21 protein-coding genes are annotated in these 17527 nt (G+C 34.6%); 6 read left to right on the forward strand and 15 right to left on the reverse strand.

All coding sequences use genetic code 11. From position 1 onward, the window contains the following. The first annotated feature begins 274 nt into the window (after positions 1-274). Positions 275-793: an acyl-CoA thioesterase gene (locus A2U94_RS13680; protein WP_025910803.1), complete on the forward strand. Its 519-nt coding sequence runs from the start codon at positions 275-277 to the stop codon at positions 791-793. Between the two features lie 65 nt (positions 794-858). Here the strand turns inward: A2U94_RS13680 and A2U94_RS13685 are convergent, their stop codons facing one another. The 4 genes from A2U94_RS13685 to A2U94_RS13700 all read right to left on the reverse strand — a co-directional run bounded on the left by A2U94_RS13685 (position 859) and on the right by A2U94_RS13700 (position 3065). After that, positions 859-1620 carry a MerR family transcriptional regulator gene (locus A2U94_RS13685; protein WP_025910802.1) on the reverse strand — a complete coding sequence of 254 codons (762 nt, stop codon included), beginning with the start codon at positions 1618-1620 and terminating at the stop codon, positions 859-861. 135 nt (positions 1621-1755) lie between these two features. Continuing rightward, positions 1756-2034, reverse strand: a complete 279-nt coding sequence (locus A2U94_RS13690) for a hypothetical protein (protein WP_025910801.1) — start codon at positions 2032-2034, stop codon at positions 1756-1758. 89 nt (positions 2035-2123) lie between these two features. Beyond that, positions 2124-2318: a hypothetical protein gene (locus tag A2U94_RS13695; RefSeq protein WP_061786027.1), complete on the reverse strand. Its 195-nt coding sequence runs from the start codon at positions 2316-2318 to the stop codon at positions 2124-2126. Positions 2319-2486: 168 nt separating this feature from the next. Then, on the reverse strand, positions 2487-3065 hold the full coding sequence (locus A2U94_RS13700; protein WP_025910799.1) for a suppressor of fused domain protein: 579 nt from the start codon (positions 3063-3065) through the stop codon (positions 2487-2489). A 330-nt stretch (positions 3066-3395) separates the two neighbouring features. On the opposite strand from A2U94_RS13700, the gene zupT reads away from it, so the two are divergent. Next, positions 3396-4199, forward strand: a complete 804-nt coding sequence (gene zupT / locus A2U94_RS13705) for a zinc transporter ZupT (protein ID WP_025910798.1) — start codon at positions 3396-3398, stop codon at positions 4197-4199. Positions 4200-4465: 266 nt separating this feature from the next. Here the strand turns inward: zupT and A2U94_RS13710 are convergent, their stop codons facing one another. Both A2U94_RS13710 and A2U94_RS13715 read right to left on the reverse strand, forming a co-directional pair. After that, positions 4466-5569, reverse strand: coding sequence for a M24 family metallopeptidase (locus A2U94_RS13710; RefSeq protein WP_025910797.1), 1104 nt, complete (start codon positions 5567-5569; stop codon positions 4466-4468). Between the two features lie 103 nt (positions 5570-5672). Further along, positions 5673-6320 (reverse strand): hypothetical protein, encoded by a 648-nt coding sequence (locus A2U94_RS13715; RefSeq protein ID WP_025910796.1) that lies wholly within the window; start codon positions 6318-6320, stop codon positions 5673-5675. A gap of 309 nt (positions 6321-6629) precedes the next feature. Between A2U94_RS13715 and A2U94_RS13720 the strand changes: the two genes are divergently transcribed. Together A2U94_RS13720 and A2U94_RS13725 are read left to right on the forward strand one after the other, a co-directional pair. After that, positions 6630-7514: an LCP family protein gene (locus A2U94_RS13720; RefSeq protein WP_373688717.1), complete on the forward strand. Its 885-nt coding sequence runs from the start codon at positions 6630-6632 to the stop codon at positions 7512-7514. A 117-nt stretch (positions 7515-7631) separates the two neighbouring features. Then, positions 7632-7997, forward strand: a complete 366-nt coding sequence (locus A2U94_RS13725) for a hypothetical protein (protein ID WP_025910794.1) — start codon at positions 7632-7634, stop codon at positions 7995-7997. Positions 7998-8034: 37 nt separating this feature from the next. Here the strand turns inward: A2U94_RS13725 and A2U94_RS13730 are convergent, their stop codons facing one another. The 9 genes from A2U94_RS13730 to A2U94_RS13770 form a co-directional block, all read right to left on the reverse strand. Beyond that, positions 8035-9558: an ABC transporter permease/substrate-binding protein gene (locus tag A2U94_RS13730; protein ID WP_025910793.1), complete on the reverse strand. Its 1524-nt coding sequence runs from the start codon at positions 9556-9558 to the stop codon at positions 8035-8037. Further along, on the reverse strand, positions 9558-10517 hold the full coding sequence (locus tag A2U94_RS13735) for an ABC transporter ATP-binding protein (RefSeq protein WP_025910792.1): 960 nt from the start codon (positions 10515-10517) through the stop codon (positions 9558-9560). Before A2U94_RS13735 ends, A2U94_RS13730 begins: the two co-directional genes overlap by 1 nt. A 334-nt stretch (positions 10518-10851) precedes the next feature. Next, positions 10852-11439: a hypothetical protein gene (locus tag A2U94_RS13740; RefSeq protein ID WP_025910791.1), complete on the reverse strand. Its 588-nt coding sequence runs from the start codon at positions 11437-11439 to the stop codon at positions 10852-10854. A gap of 11 nt (positions 11440-11450) precedes the next feature. Beyond that, the gene (locus tag A2U94_RS13745; RefSeq protein WP_327078501.1) at positions 11451-11795 is read right to left on the reverse strand and encodes a hypothetical protein; all 345 of its coding nucleotides are present in this window, start codon (positions 11793-11795) and stop codon (positions 11451-11453) included. 48 nt (positions 11796-11843) lie between these two features. Then, entirely contained in the window at positions 11844-12173 is a 330-nt protein-coding gene (locus A2U94_RS13750; RefSeq protein ID WP_025910788.1) for a hypothetical protein, read from the reverse strand. A gap of 21 nt (positions 12174-12194) precedes the next feature. Next, complete coding sequence (locus A2U94_RS13755; protein WP_025910787.1) at positions 12195-12407, reverse strand: hypothetical protein; 213 nt, start codon at positions 12405-12407, stop codon at positions 12195-12197. A gap of 66 nt (positions 12408-12473) precedes the next feature. Beyond that, positions 12474-13217 (reverse strand): DUF4145 domain-containing protein, encoded by a 744-nt coding sequence (locus A2U94_RS13760; RefSeq protein ID WP_025910784.1) that lies wholly within the window; start codon positions 13215-13217, stop codon positions 12474-12476. Between the two features lie 619 nt (positions 13218-13836). Continuing rightward, positions 13837-15183 (reverse strand): phage portal protein, encoded by a 1347-nt coding sequence (locus A2U94_RS13765; RefSeq protein WP_025910783.1) that lies wholly within the window; start codon positions 15181-15183, stop codon positions 13837-13839. A gap of 15 nt (positions 15184-15198) precedes the next feature. Beyond that, complete coding sequence (locus tag A2U94_RS13770; protein ID WP_025910782.1) at positions 15199-16800, reverse strand: terminase large subunit domain-containing protein; 1602 nt, start codon at positions 16798-16800, stop codon at positions 15199-15201. Between the two features lie 191 nt (positions 16801-16991). Between A2U94_RS13770 and A2U94_RS13775 the strand changes: the two genes are divergently transcribed. Both A2U94_RS13775 and tnpB read left to right on the forward strand, forming a co-directional pair. After that, entirely contained in the window at positions 16992-17186 is a 195-nt protein-coding gene (locus tag A2U94_RS13775; protein WP_025908917.1) for a hypothetical protein, read from the forward strand. Beyond that, a partial coding sequence (gene tnpB / locus A2U94_RS21220; protein ID WP_025908918.1) for an IS66 family insertion sequence element accessory protein TnpB occupies positions 17183-17527 on the forward strand: 345 nt, incomplete at its 3' end. The genes A2U94_RS13775 and tnpB, both read left to right, overlap by 4 nt.

Consider the following 17527-nt stretch of genomic DNA (forward strand, 5'->3'; position numbering starts at 1 on the left):
TCGACATAAATAGATATATGAATCTTTTAAACTATTTATCGGACACAAGGAGATTTTTTTTAATCCCTTTTATCTATATTTTTTAAAAAGAATAAAAGGAATTACAAACTAACACAACTTTATATCTAAAAAATATGACAGAAAATACTCTATTTTTTTACTTTTCATCATAAAGATTACTGATTCAAAAATAGGGAATAAAATTAATATACGTTTTTTATTATTACATATGGACATTCATTATAGATTGAGGTTTTAAAGGAGTGCTTTATAGATGACAGTTGAACAAATACCTTGCAGTGTATCAAGAGTTGTAAAATCACAGCATATCTTCCCTAATGATTTAAATAATCACTATACGTTATTTGGAGGGAAAATTGTAGCCGATATGGACATGATTGCATCATTATCTGCTACAAAACATTCAAGAAAACCGTGTGTTACAGCATCGATTGATCACGTCGATTTTATTGAACCTGTGACGGAAGAAGATTTCATATCATATGAGTCTTTTGTTGTACTAACTGGCAAAAGCTCAATGATTATCTTTGTAAAAGTAATCGCTGAGAATTTAATTACAGGTGTTAAACGAATTGCAGCGACTTCTTTCTTAACGTTTGTTGCTTTAGAAGATGGAAAGCCTGCTACTGTACCAAAGGTTGTAGCTCAAACTGAAGAAGAAAAAAGCCTACAAGCGATCGCATTAGAACGCAAAAATAATAAGCGTACACAAATTGAACAAAGTAAATCCGTAGCAAAAATTCTTTCAAAAACATTGCGCAGTAGTAATTGAAAAGAGTCTCCATTTGGATGGGGACTCTTTTCAATTACTATGTTCAAAATCATGAATAACTTCTCTTATTGCTTTTCCTCGTTTAACAAACTATCAGCGAATACCCCCATAGCTTCTTTTAAAAATTCAGCTAAACCTTCTCCGAATTGGTCAATGTTCTTTTGAAAGCGTTCATCTTGAATATATAATTCTCCTAACCCTTTAAATGCTTCTGGGGAATACGTCGTAAAATTACGATTCAAGAAGTGAAACCATTCTTGTATAGCTTTTTGAACCGATTCTGATGATGGTGATTGATTCATCAGCTTAGCTATCTTTTTATAAATCTCATTTGCTTCTGCTGCTAAATCTGCTTGTTCGCCTTTCGTCATACCTCTAACTTTTTTATTCGCTTCGTTTACTTTTTCGCTTCCCCATCGCTTTTTAGCTTCTTCTTCATAAGGATTTTCACTAAAATCAAACCCTTCGAATCTTTGCTTATTAGTCATTGGTTTTTCTCCTTTCATTGACTTAATCGTTTGTTCAGTCATGGCAATCATACGATTAAGTCGATTCCTTTTTTCAATTAGAAGCTGTTGATGCAACTCTAACGCTTCTTGTTTATTAAAGGAAGGATCATAAATGACTGCTTTAATTTCTTTTAACGAAAGCCCTAGTTCTTTAAATAATAAAATTTGTTGCAGCATCTCTAAATCATCTTCAACATATAGCCGGTATCCTGATTCAGTTACCTCAGTAGGCTTCAATAAATCAATATCATCATAATGATGAAGGGTGCGTATACTAATACCCGCTAAGCTAGCTACTTCCTTTACCTGCATAGCCATTTTCAATCCCTCCTCTTAATTAGTAACGATAAAGTATGACGTAGCGTGAGAGTCAATATTTTTCATCATTACTATTCATTGACTTCCCCTTTTTATGACTGAATTCAAAATAAAAAGCACTTTTATCAAGTGCTTCTACTTCTTATTATAATAGATTTTTAAATTCTCTAGCTCGTTAGCAGATTTAAATTTTTTATTCGTCGAAATTTGATGGTTTGAAAACAGCTTTTTTATTTCTTCACTATTTTTCCCAAGTAGTGTTGTCAGATTAGTCATCATTTGAAGATATTGTTCATCGGTTATTTGCTGAGTTGCATGGAGGCAGCTTCCTACTAAATAAGCTAGAGCTGAATTATCTATATTAATGGTAATATCTACTTTTGCGTTTCCACTATCACTTACTAAGCTTTTCATGATAAACCTCCCCGTACTAACCGCTATTCACTCTTCATTAACCTAAGCGAATTTTCACTAAATTCGCTTACTAAAGAGTCCCCCTTAGATTAAAAGATTAGGCCGCTATCAGACTGATCTAGGCTCTGCGACTGTTTTGATCTTTTTCCTTGCCCTAGGTTAATATTAACGTTGGAGTTTCCACTGTTGCTAATGATATTTTTGTTTCCATCCTCATTATTTGCGCCCCCACTTGGACGAAAATTTGGATTTATTCGTGGCCTTCTGCGCTGGTTATTCATCATAACATCCCCTTCCTAATTATGTTTAATACTTATGTTCTACTATATGTAATGGGAATTTATCACGTATAGGTGTTTGTCTTAGGACAATCGTGGAGTTTTGTCCTAAAGTTTCTAGATACAAGCCTGTTTTCTATCAAGAAAAAGAGACAGCCCTACCTGGCTGCCTCTTTATACTACCGTTCGACGCTCTAAATTAAATACGTTCACTCGCTCATCGTCGAATCGGCTTAGCAGAGAGTCTACCCCATATTCTAATGCAAAAGCTCGCTCATTTTCAGAGATTGGGACTGCTTGTAAAAACGCAACCTTTTTATCTGATAGCTCAATCGTAGAAAATGTATCCCATAAAAATGGCGGAATCAATAAAATATGCTGCATATGAAGGCTATGATCGAAAGAAGTAATAATATCTTTATAAATTGCCCCTGGAAAGATTGAAACATGTGACTTCATCATATGAAATACACACTTGCTTAAAATTTGTGGGAAGGGTGCAAATGAAGAATGACATGCTCCTACAATTTCAATGCGAAGTGGAATACCGCCCACCGTGTATCCTGTTGGACAATGATACCCTCCCAACGTTGCATATGCTGTTAAGTCTGAACGGGGGTGATTGCCTGTTGCTAAAACATGTACGCTGTATTTTTTTCTCTCATCCTCAAATTCGTCAATACGATCTTTCCCTCCAAAAACTTCAACTGCTTTATGTATAATTTGTTCATCATCTTTTGAGTAATTAGTCATCAAAAAGCCTCCTTGCTATCAAGCTTACAAAGCCTCTACTGTACAGGATATACTACCAAACGAAAAATCGATAGCGATGCGATAATTTGTGAACAAAATGTTATCTGTTCGTAATATATCTCTTGGAAATGATTTTCACAATCGCTATTTCATACTCCTTCTAAACTATAGGCAAGTTCCCAATCAAAAGAAACTGAATATACTGTGCTAGATAAATTGAGAATTGAACATATGATATTATTTCCCGTTGCCTTTACACACTGGTCATGTCTCAGATATTTGTGGAATATAGATAAAAACTCACTCTTATTCTTTCAGGAGGATTATTTCATGACTGAACATTTATTACTAGCCTTTGGTTTAACATTAATGGCAGGTCTCGCAACAGGAATAGGAAGTATTTTAGCTTTTTTTGTATCTACAACGAATACAAAATTTCTATCAATTGCACTCGGTTTTTCAGCTGGCGTTATGATCTACGTATCCATGATTGAAATTTTTGTAAAAGCACAGGATTCCCTTGTAGGAGCACTTGGTAAAGTATCTGGAAATTGGGTAACGGTTGGTGGTTTTTTTGCTGGAATGCTCTTGATTGCAATGATTGATAAATTTGTCCCAAAACAAGGAAACCCACATGAATTAAAGACCGTAGAAGACATGAAACAACCAAGAGTGAAAGACACTGCTCTTTTAAAAATGGGAACATTTACTGCTTTAGCAATTGCCATTCATAATTTCCCTGAAGGAATTGCTACGTTTACGTCGACTCTTCAAGATCCTTCTTTAGGAATTGCTATTGCAGTAGCAATTGCTATTCATAACATCCCTGAAGGAATTGCCGTTTCCGTACCCGTTTATTTTGCAACAGGTGATAAGAAGAAAGCATTTAAACTCTCTTTTTTATCAGGTCTTTCAGAGCCTCTAGGAGCTATTGCTGCATATTTTTTACTCATGCCTTTTTTAAATGACGTTATGTTCGGGGTTATCTTTGCCGCAGTAGCAGGAATTATGGTCTTTATTTCTTTGGATGAACTTTTACCTGCTGCTCAGCGATATGATGAGGCTCACCTTTCTATTTATGGACTTATCGGCGGAATGGCTATCATGGCCATTAGTCTTCTTCTATTCATATAGAAAAAGAGTTTGGGACATAACAAAATGATTACTTCTAAAAGACGAACACTAGCTGTTCCCATCTCTTTGATTTGCCTCAACACGTTCGTTCCATTGCGCTACGGTCACTCGCTTTCCGCAGGTGTCGAGTGACCTACGCTCCATTCCACCCTGTTTCCAACATTGTTTTCACAATCATCCAAAAAACCTGAACGATTAAAAGTTATGAACTCTCAATCGTTCAGGTATAGTAGAGGCTGAACTACTTATGTCTCAGTCTCTTTTTCTTACGGTTGAATAATTTGTAACTTCTTAGGATACTTCGTTAACGTTTTATTTCCATCTTTCGTAATAACTACATCATCTTCAATACGTACTCCACCAATGTTAGGGATATAAACGCCTGGCTCAATGGTATAAACCATGCCTTCTTTTAGTATGTCATCATTCGTACGGTTCATAGAAGGAAATTCGTGTACACTAATTCCTAATCCGTGACCTAGTCGATGTGGAAAGTATTCTCCGTATCCCGCTTCCGAAATAAGGTTACGCGCAATCATGTCTAAGTCCCCAATTCTTGTACCGGGCTTTGATGCAGATAAAGCAGCTTCTAACGCCTTATTAACCGTCTCATACATATGCTGTTGTTTTTCAGTAATTTCGCCAAATGCCACTGTTCGCGTAATATCCGAACAATATCCATCTAACACAACACCTAAGTCAAATAAGACCATGTCACCTTTTTTTAGTGTACGTAGCCCAGGATTGCCATGAGGATCACCCGTTTTTTCTCCAAATAACACCATCGTAGAAAACGACATCTCGCGAATACCTTTTCGCTTTAATTCATATTCAATTTTAGCAAGAACGTCCATTTCCGTAACGCCTTCTTTTAAAGCAGATACACCTACTTCAACACCATAATCAGCGAGAGCTGCTGCTTCTTGTAAAATGTCAATTTCAGCTTGCGTTTTCACTACCCTTAATTCGTTCATTTTTTCTTCTACGCTTTCAAATACAACATCTTGATACAATGTTTTTAACTCTTCACTTCGCAGGAAAGATAGCTGCTCTTTTTCCACTGCTAAACGACCAATATTATTAATTTCTCTTTTATGTAATGCGGCACGAATTAGCTCCAAAGGGTTTTCATGATCTTCATATCCAACAACATCATATTTCCACCCTGCACTTTTTGCTTGATTAACTTCCATAAAAGGACAAACAAGTACAGGTTCAGTATTTGGAAATACAAATAGGCCTAAAAGTCGTTCATGCGGATCCGTATAAAAATTTGTTAAATAAAATACATTTTCTGTTGAAGAAATAAATGCAGCATCATAGCTTTTTTCAGAAAGCCAAGAAGCCACGTTGCTTAAGCGTTCATTCATCGCATATAACTTCCTTTCTTAATCTTTTAAAGTTATTATACCATAATTTCACTACTTTCTCGACTAGTGAAACAACGTCTTTAGGCACAAAAGAAATTCTAGTTTATATACTATTTTGTACTGATTCGCTAGGTTGAATAATTACTTTTTTAAGCCATTGATTATTATACTGATAAATAAGATGGTAATCCCCTCCGGTAAAATATTGCTCCTGGAACATCTCTTGGTTTTTTAAAAATCCAGGGTCACCAATAAAATAATGTCCTTCGTTTAACCTAAATGTTTGAATAAACGAACTTATTCCTTCTTCATCTACATCATCATCAATGACTATTTCAACCGAGTTGCCATTGCTATGAAAATCAAATTCACCTGTTTGATTAAGCCGTACAACTGGTACATTAAACTCGCCTACTGTCAAAAATTGTTTCATTCCCTTCAAAACTTCAGATTCATGATCATCAAATAACAGGTAGTAGTTAAACTTATCCCCATCTGCCTGAAGTATGTTTGCAATTAGCTCAAAATGCTCTTTGCTTTGCTCATCATCAAACATGACAACGAATGACTCGTGATAAGATACCATTTGAAAAGGCGTCATTATCTTCTCTTTAAATCGTAGCATCAATTGTTCACAGCGCTTTCCCGTCACTTTTGCTCCTTTAATTGTTCCCACTCCATATGTTTTCCAGTGTGAAACAGCTTTTTGTGGAATAACGACTATATTTGAAGATGATACGTATAAGCTCATTTCCCCATCTCCTTTGCCATTCTGCATTTCTTCACCTTTTACTAATTAGAGACTTTTGGCTCATTCACCTGCAAAAAACGTATAAATTCATTAAAACCTTTTTGTTTGCTTTAATCTTACAGAATACATACCTAGATACACACCTAGCTTTTACGATTAAAATGGCTAATACTTGCTAATCATAGAATGTGATGGTAATTTTATATAAGAATATAATTGCTATACTTTTCAATTACTTTAAAATGATAGGTGAGAATATTGGAACAACGTGAACATCGCAAACGACATAAACAGAGAAAGAAAAAGCGAATGAGAAGATTTTTTCTTTTTTGCTCTGTAGTACTGATTGCTTTAGCTGGATATGTTTTTTATCAATATCAACAAGGGTTGGCTGAAGCAGACGGCGACTTTCAAAAAGATGGACAATTTGAATTTAACGGTAAAAGCGCCAATTTAGATACTATGAACGTTCTTCTTTTAGGGATTGATTCGCGCGGGGAAGAACATTCACGTGCTGATACAATTATGATTGCGCACTATGACAAGGATAATAACCAGCCAAAGATTGTATCTCTTATGCGAGATAGTTATGTAGATATCCCCGGGTATGGAAAAAATAAAATCAATGCAGCATATGCATTTGGGGGACCTGAGCTTTTGCGCAAAACAATAAAGGAAAATTTCGGTATCGATGTGAATTACTATGCGGTAGTAGATTTTAAAGGCTTCTCAAAAGTTGTAGATACAATTGCTCCAAATGGTATTGAAGTTGATATTAACCAAAGAATGTCCCATGGTATCGGGATGACCTTAGAACCGGGAAAGCAGACGCTTCACGGTGAAGAGCTATTAGGCTATGTGCGATTTAGACATGATAGTCAAAGTGACTTTGGACGGGTTCAAAGACAGCAAGAAGTTTTAGGTAAACTTACAGAAGAAGCATTATCGCTTCAAACAATAGCTAAAGCACCTAAGTTATGGGGAATTATTGATCCCTATGTGGATACAAATGTACCTCCAAAGACCTTCGTATCTATAGGAAAAGATTTCTTACTTGGAAGCTCAAATGAACTTGATTCGCTTCGCATCCCTGTTGACGGTGCATTTACCAATGAACGTGTTTCAGGAGCAGGCGCTGTACTACGATTAGATCTAGAAAAGAACAGGCAGGAAATTCAAACATTCTTAGATTAAAAAGACCCAAAAAGCAGAAAACTGTCTGCTTTTTGGGTCTTTTTTTTATGTTCATACATATATTAGTTACGCTACGGAAACACGACAACGAAATCCGTGTCTACTGGAGGGACCAATGTGAAACTATATCAATATGCTCAGCGTAAAACTGATTCTATGCTTTATCAGTCTTATCATTTCAACACCATTCTTTCTCAGACGGGAGATGTAAAAATAAATTACATTTCATTAGCACCTTATGATTACGCGCCTAAAACTGAAGCCACGATTCCCAAACTACTCTTAATTATAAGCGGAGAAGGATGGATTGCTAACAGTGAAGGTCGAATCTATGTTAATTTCGGAGAAGCTGTATTTTGGAAAGCCGGTGAATACGTTGAATTTGGTAGCGCGGATGGAATGACCTGTATTAGTATTGAAGGCTTCGAAATTTCTCCAGACACGTGGCTACAAGTACTACATAAAGGTACGACCTCATCATAAAGAAAGCCGAGTCAATTTGCTCGGCTTTCAATTAATTTCAGTCTGATACTAACCCCTTTTTAACCAAGAACTTGCGGGCTACCTCTTCTGCTGTTTTCCCTTCAGCATTGACTTCATAATTCATTTTACGCATTTCTTCATCATTGATTTTCCCTGCTAGCTTATTGAGAATCTCCTTTAACTCAGGATGCTCTTTTAACGTTTCTGCTCTTAAGACAGGCGCACCTTGATAAGGGGGAAAGAACTTTTCATCATCTTCTAGAACTGCTAAATCATACTGTTCAATTTCTGGGTCTGTTGCATATGCATCCAATAAATTAATATCACCTGTTTGAACTGCATTATAGCGAAGCTTTGGTTCCATCGTTTTAACATTGTTTAACGCTAAGCCATACTCTTTTTGAAGACCTGCATATCCATCTTCTCGATCCTTAAATTCAAGGGTAAAGCCAGCCTTTACTTGATCAGCCACGTTTGTTAAGTCTGAAATAGTTTTGACGTTATTTTGCTCTGCAAACTCTTTTGTTACTGTTAATGTATACGTGTTATTAAAAGCCATCGGTTGAAGATAGACTAAATCAAATTCTTCCTTTAATCCTACTTTGGCTTGTTCGTATACTTCACTGGCATCTTTACTATTAGGTTGCTCTTTTAAATGCGTAACAAGCGCTGTTCCAGTATATTCTGGGTAAATATCAATTTCTTTATTACGAAGAGCTTCAAATACAAAAACTGTTTTTCCCAATGACGAACGTAAGTCTACTTTCATATTCGTCTCGTCTTCAATTAACTGTTTATACATATTAATTAAAACATCTGGTTCTGCACCAAGTTTCCCACCTATTACAAGATCTGGCTCAGTTGCTTTCATAGCTATAAACGGGGATGCAAGAATTAATACTAAAATAGCAATCATAATGATAGGACGTTTTTTCGAACCCTTCTTTGAAGAATTTTCAATTGTTCGAAGAACCACGTCAAAGACAATTGCTAATAGTGCTGCTGGAATAGCACCTAATAAAATAAGAGCATTATCACTTCGGTCAATTCCTAATAGAATTAAGCTACCTAATCCACCTGCACCAATTAATGCAACGATGGTTGCTGTTCCGATGATCAAGACCATCGCTGTACGAATACCAGCCATAATAACTGGAAGAGCCAAGGGTAGCTCGACTTTTATCAGTCGCCTAAATGAATTCATTCCCATCGCTCTTGCTGCTTCAATTAAAGATGGGTCTACTTCTTTAATTCCTGTATATGTATTACGAACAATTGGTAATAAAGCATAGAGAAATAAAGCAATAACAGCGGGAACGGTTCCTATTCCTACTACTGGAATTAATAACCCTAATAAAGCTAATGAAGGAATCGTTTGTAGAACAGCCGTTACGCCGATAATAGGCTCAGCAATTCGCTCATGCCTGGTTAAGTACAAGCCAAGAGGTACGGAAATTAATACTGCAATTAATAGCGCTAGTACGGAAATTTGAACATGTTCAAGCAGTGCTTGAACAAGCGCATCTCCCCTTTGTTCTAACAAAGTAGTTAAGCCATTCATTATACCACCGCTCCTTCTTTTGATCTATTAGACAAGAAGGCAAGGATGTTTTTGCTCGTTACAATACCAATTTTTTTCGAACCTTTATAAACACCAACACAATCGTGCTTTTGTAAAAGCTCTATAGCTTCGCCAATAGATGCAGATGATTTTAAATGTACAGGAGCTTCAATCTTTTCAAAATCTTGCTGATTTGTTTCATTAACAAATACTTCTAATGGTTGAAGCAATACGCTTCCCTGATTACCGATAAATGATTTCACGAAATCATTTTTAGGGTTTTGAACAAACTCTTTTGGTGTGCCAATTTGAACTACTTCCCCATCTTTCATTAAACAGATACGATCTCCAAGAGTCATGGCTTCGCTAATATCATGCGTAACAAAGACGAATGTCTTTTTTATCTTTTCTTTTAAAGCTAAAACGTCCTGCTGCAGCTGATCACGACTTAGCGGGTCTAGTGCACTGAAAGGTTCGTCCATAAGAATAACAGGAGGATCGGCTGCGAGAGCTCTAGCTACACCAATGCGCTGCTGTTGCCCACCTGAGAGCTCAAAAGGCTTGCGGTTTCGGTATTGCTTCGGGTCCAGTCCAACCAGTTCCAAGAGTTCATCTACACGCTTTTTGATTTTATTCTTTTTCCACCCCTTCATCTCAGGTACTACCGCGATGTTTTCCGCAATGGTCATATGAGGAAATAAAGCAATTTGCTGGAGGACATACCCAATTTCCCAGCGCAGCTCATTAATGTTGTAATCCGTTACTTTTTTATCCGCTATGTATAAATCACCACTAGTCACATCATGAAGACGATTAATCATTTTAAGCGTCGTTGTTTTCCCACATCCACTAGGACCAATAAGAACAAAAAACTCCCCTTGCCTTATTTCTAAATTAATGTCTTTGACAGCTGTGGTGCCATCTTCATACTGCTTTGAAACATTTTTAAATGTGATCAAATTTAGATGCACTCCTCGTTCAGTTTTTATCGATAACCTCTTTTACCCTAGTTTTCTTCCCATTAAACATTTTTACATTTTATCTATTTTTAGGAAAATAAATACTTTGATGAGTACAAAAAAACGAGACCCTTAAAAGGTCCTCGTTTTACTACACGTATTATGCTAGCGACAGGGATTGAACCTGCGACCTCTTGCTTACCATGCAATGTTTTAGCATAATCTTAATTTATCAAGGAATGTACAGTTCTAAAATAGTACAACCTCTTCACGATTCAATATTATTACTTATAGTATAATATGGTTTTTTTTACAAGTAAAGAGGTTTTTATCACTAGTTAATTTCAGATGTGATACTTACTTCTAGGATACCTTTTTTTGTATAATCATGATTGTCTACTTTCCACGTTTGATTGTACATTTTAAAAGTAGCATTTAACGCAAAGTTAGTTCGGTTAATTGAATTATCCTGCACTTTTAAAATAAATTCATTGTCAACTGTGTTAATTGCTTCACCTGTTACTATACTTAATGATTTTTTATCAACAATAGCATTAATGTATTCAGTACCTATGTATTCATCTTTATAGATGGGCTGACCAGTTCTAGGGTCATTACCAATAAATACTTTATTATACTTTTCAAATTCAATTTGAGCATTACAGCTCCTTATGACTGCCTTATACTTTCCACCATGCTTTTCTAACGTTTCAGAAGTAACAAGGTATTTATTATTGTTCCATTCAATCATTGCACCACGTTTAATCATTTCTGTTGAATGTATATATCTTTCTTCAAATTCTCCTATAGATTTCCCTGTAATTAATATAACTTTTTCAACATTGTTAACCTTTACTGACTTACCTACTTGATCAATAAGAAATGATAAATCTTCATTATTAAAATCAAACAAATTCAGCATCATATCACTCCTTAATTGCTAAATAAATAAAAGAAGCTGCCACTCTTTCTTGTAACATCATCTTGCATTACTCTAATTTTTCGTTCTAGATCGTGAATGCGTGTCATTAAGTTATTATGAAAATAAGACACGTTTGTATCATCTACTGTGTAGTTTTTCATTGTTTGAGGATTATTAGCTATACCTTCAAGAATAGATAATGCAGATTTATAAATATTACGTTTAGATGTAGAGGAAGTAGCAATATATTCTTCATGTGGTTGTAAATTATTTTCTGATAGATGGATGATTAATTCGTTTTGATCAATTTTAATGCCCTTTGTTTCCATTTCTAAGCGTTGCAAATTAGTAATCATATAATCATTCCTTTCTTTAAATAAAAAAGACACTTTAAATTAAGTGTCTCAGTTCCAGCTTACTCTTTGCATATTTAGTTTTTGACATTCCTTTTCTAAGTTGGCAAAATCCCCTTTTAATTTTAAAATATCTTCATCATTAAAAGTGAACCATTGAGGAAATTCATTTATTCGTTGAAAAGCAATTTCGATTTTCCCTAAATCTTTTTCTATGTCTACAATATCTTCTCTTATACGATCCTTAGGAGCAATTTCTTTCACCATATTAATACCACTTTTACAAATCTCAAACATTCTATAAACATCAGAATCGTTATTAATTTCTCTCCATATTTCACTTCGTTCGTGGTATGTAAAATGTTTATCATATTTTCCCATTGAAACACCTCTTCTGATTCTCTACTCTTCTTCAAGCTCTTCTAAAGTTATTCCTACAGTCACAGATGTAGCTTCATAACTTTTATATTCAATATTCTCTTCTTTAGGGTTAATTATATTAACTTTTACTGTGAAATTAGGATTCATTGCTACATGTTTAATTCTTATTTCTTCAATTTTTCTTTTTAATTCTTTATCATTGCTAGCCGTAATTGTAGTAATCATACCACTCATAAACGAACACCTCCTTTATACCTACTATAATTCGACAATAAGGAGTAAATACCTTCAACTAAATACCTATTTTTTATTTTCTTCTTTCTTGTTATTCAATAATTTATGATCTTTTAATTCATAAATAACATTTAGTGTTTGTTCCATTACTTGTATAATCTCTCTAAGCTCTATAGTATCTGGACTTATTACCGAATGGACTGCTTTATTGCCAATAGATTTAATTTTATTTAAAATTAATGCTTGAGGGAAGATTATATAACCTTTTTCAAATAAACCAAATATTCTTCCTGCCAAGTTATCTGTGTATATCTCCTTATCGTTTTCAATCTTTTTTGTACCATCAACTTCATATATGTACCCTTTTTTTACTCCAAGTTCGTTACAAATTCCTTCGATTAATGTTCTTATACCTGATGCACATAGTATATTGTGTCTCATATTATAAGAGTCAATTATTTGCTTATACAATTCTAAAAGAATGTTAGGCATATGAGGAAACTCTTTTTTCTCTAGGTTTAATCTTTTTTCAAACTTCTCCACAGCACTTTCTTCAGGCGGCTCTTCTGGAAAAGATTTAAAGATAGCTTTCCATACCTTTTCACCATTAACATAGTCCCATGTATATTCATCTATGTATTCTTCTACAAATGTTACCCTCTCACACCCTGCACATTTAGTTATATGAAATTTGGCATTCCACCACATATCTTCTGGGTCATCTGCAAATTCTTCATATGTGTGTACGATATCGTGTTTTGTTTTTTGATTACAAGAAAAACAATATACTCTCTCTTCCAATTGTTCCATTTTATATCACCCTACTAAATTGTAAAATATTATGTAAGCTAATACTAGGAAAATTTTCGTGTGTGTGTAAAGTGATATGTTATGGCGCATATTTAGAAAAAAGGGGTATCAGCAGTGTATATTACATACATAAAAATTCAACAAAGTTACTGTGGAATTTACAGACCACCGTAAAACTACTTCCGATAACACTAATTATGTAAACTGTTAACAATAGTCACTCTTACAGAAACGTTGATATAACATCATTCTTCTGTAAAGTAATAATACTTGATAGTTTTATGATGTGTATTTGTCTCTCATATAAAATTATACAAAACACCCTATAAACGTTGATATATCAAGGTTTTTCAATGTATAATCGTCTATTGATCATTAGTTTATGAGATAGTGCATAAACAATACAATCGATTGAATAACCTGTATAAAATCCTGCATATTAATATAACTGCCAATATATCATTTTTTTAAAAATAAGACAGAGGTTCATAATGCAACTCTCTTTCTTATTATATGAATACCCCCTAGGGTAACATGAGCGTGTGAGACAGCATTATACCTTACACAATAATCATTGATATATAGGCATTCTTACTAAATCCCACACACTTACCTTCAATTATTCTTCCAATACGTCTTCAGTTTCATTATTTACGATACTTTTATCTTCTTTACCTTCTTTATCATTTTCACTTTTTAAACGTTTTAACTCCTGTTTTACATTAGTAGTGTATGGTGATTGCTCCAACAATGACTCTTGACTAATACCTTTAATCTCTCTTAACGTTTTAACATTATTAATAATTTCCCCTTCATTCTGAGGTATAGCATAGTGGAACACCATATCAAGCGACTCATACACATCATCACTGAATGTAACACCAACATAAGATAACAGAGTACGTATCTTCTCATGTCTCTCTTCAATACCATCACGCATAAAGGATTCATTCAACCCTGCCTTCAACTCAGCCAATGAATACAGTAACTTGATAGACACCTCACTCAGATTACTAATGTCTGTCTTATTCATTGATACAGCAGGTGTACTACTCACATCTAATAGTGATTGTAGTAATGTCTTATACACTGTCTCAAATGCTTCTGTGTCTACTTCACCTGTAACAAACTTAAAGTCACCATCTAAATCTAAACGTATACCACCACCCACTAGATTCTTGTCTATACCTTCACCTTTCAAATCCTGTCCTACTACTACAGGAATAGGGTTATGGAATTTATGTACACTATCAGTAAACTTACTAATCAAGTCCTCCATATTATCCAAAATGGCAATATAGTCCTCTAAATCGCTTCTACCTTCAATGTTACTCAATTCATTATTATCATTACGATATACTACAGGTAGCCCACTCAAATTAATCTTACGACTAACTAAATGATGTTCTCCACCTTCATTACTGTATTGTTCCACATACTCATTAGAATACACAGTATAGTAAGAGATAGCGTCATGTACATATGCTTCAATGAATCCGATTAATGTTTCCTCATGGTTATAGATTGGATAACCTTCACTTGGATCAATGATATATGATTTAACTTCATCACCATCTAAATATAGATACTCATACACTTCACCAAACTTAGCAACCTTCTCCAATATCTTCTTATTTAATCGGTTGTACTTTGCTTTCTTGTTAACCTTTTGAAACTCTTCAACTACTTTCTCATCACCTGTTAAACTAACTGGATTCTTTAATAGGAATGAGGATTGAAAATTTAGGATTGTTTTAGCATACTGTAAAATAATCTTCTTTGGTTCAATTTCTTTACCATTGTACTTATATGACGGTAGATAGTTAATCTTATGGTCGCCATTTAAGTAATCTTTTAAGTTATTAACTTTATGTATACGTTGCTGATGCTGATACTTTGATACTTCATCAATGTACCAATTTGGCTCACCTTGATAATAAGCGCCAACATATTCTTGTAAATTCATTGTTTCAACTCCTTGTTAGATTTCTACATAATAAATATTACGTTTCATTGCCTGTATTGCCATTGCAGCACCTATTATTAGATCATCATGTAGACCATCACCTTTCTTATTGCCCATCTTGCCACCATTGTCTTGGTATATCTTCATTTCTTCTAATAACACAAGACATTCAAGGTTGATAAATCCTAACTCAAATTGTTCTTTAAAATCTTCAATAGCAATAGGTTTCGTAACATTAGTTGTTTGAAAGCCAAACTGTGATGTCTTTTTACCTTGCTCATTAAATAAACGTTGTCTATATAGATTCATATAGCCATGATCTTTACGCATTTTCTCAAGCACAGGTAATCCATATGAGTTACGCTCAACACAAGTAAAGGCATAGTTGTAGAACCTACATAATTCGTTCATTAACTCTGCAAATTGATAAGTTGGAATGTCATTTGAGTACCACGAACAAACCTGTTGTCTATCATTATCAAATATTACACATGTTGAATTATCACCTTTAACACCTGCTGCAACGTCAATTCCAGCAAAATGTCTTACTTTATCTTTAGGTAAATGGAAGATGAATAGGTTTTTATTGAGATATTGCTGTAGTTTAAGGGGGATTTGAAGTTTCGCTTCTTTTGAAGCCATAGGAGGTAAAGCATGTTGAATACGCTCCATAATCTTACCCATATCAAATATTGATTTATGAGTTGTTAAAAATGCTTCATCTGGGTTACTTGGAAACTCTTGTTTAAACTTATCAATTGAGTTCAATTCAATGTAGTATCGTCTAAACATTAGTTGTCTAAAAGAAGCGTTTTGTTGTTCATGGAGGTATATCTCATCTAACTCTAAATCATTCTTGCTCATACGTTTACCTTTGTTATTTGCCTTATACCATGCTTCTGCTTCATCAAATTGATACTTAAATTGCTTGGAGTACGCTTCTGCAAGCCAACTATAAAAGTGTGCTTTCCATACCGATTCATTACTTCTAAATGCTTTTGTAAACATCTTTTGATATTCGTTTAAACCATTTGCTGTACTTTCAATAATAATTGCTGAATCTGGATTCTTCGCTAATGCAGGTAAAGATGCACCAATGATTTCTTCTTGCTTATTTTCTGGGTAGAAAGCCATTTCAGAGAAATGAATTAGTTGAAAAGTATTACCACGAAAACTATCTTCTCCTTGTGCTGTAGCAACAACAATACGACTGTCGTTATCTAAAGACAATTCATCTCTGTTATTTAAATTAATCTTGGGAAACAAACCTTCAAACTCTTTATGAGGTAATGATCTATACATTCGTTTTAACTTAGTAAACAATGATTTTGTAACGTTATTATGATGAGTAACGATGATGTATGATGTATTTGGCTTAGTACACGCTAAATAGAGCATGTACGCCAATGAAAAAGTTGTGAATCCAATTTGTCTTCCCTTCAAGATGATATTAAACTTTTCTTTTTCATCTAAAAATTGTTCTTGCTCTGGATTTAGGACAAAAGGAATTTCATTATTTTCATTGTCGATAATCTTAATAAAGTTCTTGGCAAATAAGCGAAAATCACCTAATACTTTGCTTAAACCCTTAGTGCGTTTGAATTTTACTGTTGCCATAAGTTTCTCCTTTCTTCAAAAAATAAAAAGGAAGGCATTTAGCCCTCCTTAACTTAAATCAAATTCATGTTCATCATCTTCTTCTATAGCTGCTTCAACTTTGAAAAGTAAGCCCCCATTCAAACAACGCATATAAACACGCAGCACCTTCTGGTACGATACATGTATGAATCAAAGGAGGTGCATGTCTTATGCCACAACAAAAATTAACGATTGTCCCCGTCACACTACACCCAGATACTAAACATTCTTTATCATCCACTTCTTCAAAAGATCCTTCAATAAGCATTTGCACGATCAAAACGGCAAACGCGGAAATATCCTTCTATGGCGGCGTAGGTGAGCACGTTATCCAAACCGTTATGAGGGAGTTGAAACATCTGTGAAATACGATTATACAAGTGTGAAAAATATCTACATCATTTGCGGAAAGACCGATATGCGAAAAGGCATAGACGGGCTTGCCACACTGATTCAAGATTCTTTCGAACTTGATCCATATGGCGATTCCATTTTCTTATTTTCAGGATGGAGTAAAGATCGCTACAAATGTCTGTATTTTGATGGCGATGGCTTCGCCATGCTTTATAAGCGTTTAGATAGTGGAAAACTTCAATGGCCAAAAGATGAAAATGAAGTACGTAATCTTTCACAACAGGAGCTCCGATGGTTACTTGAAGGGTTATCCATTCAGCAACCAAAAGCCATTCAACCATCACTAAAAGGC

Source organism: Bacillus sp. VT 712, assembly GCF_001614195.1.
GTDB classification, from domain to species: Bacteria; Bacillota; Bacilli; order Bacillales; family Bacillaceae_H; genus Priestia; species Priestia flexa.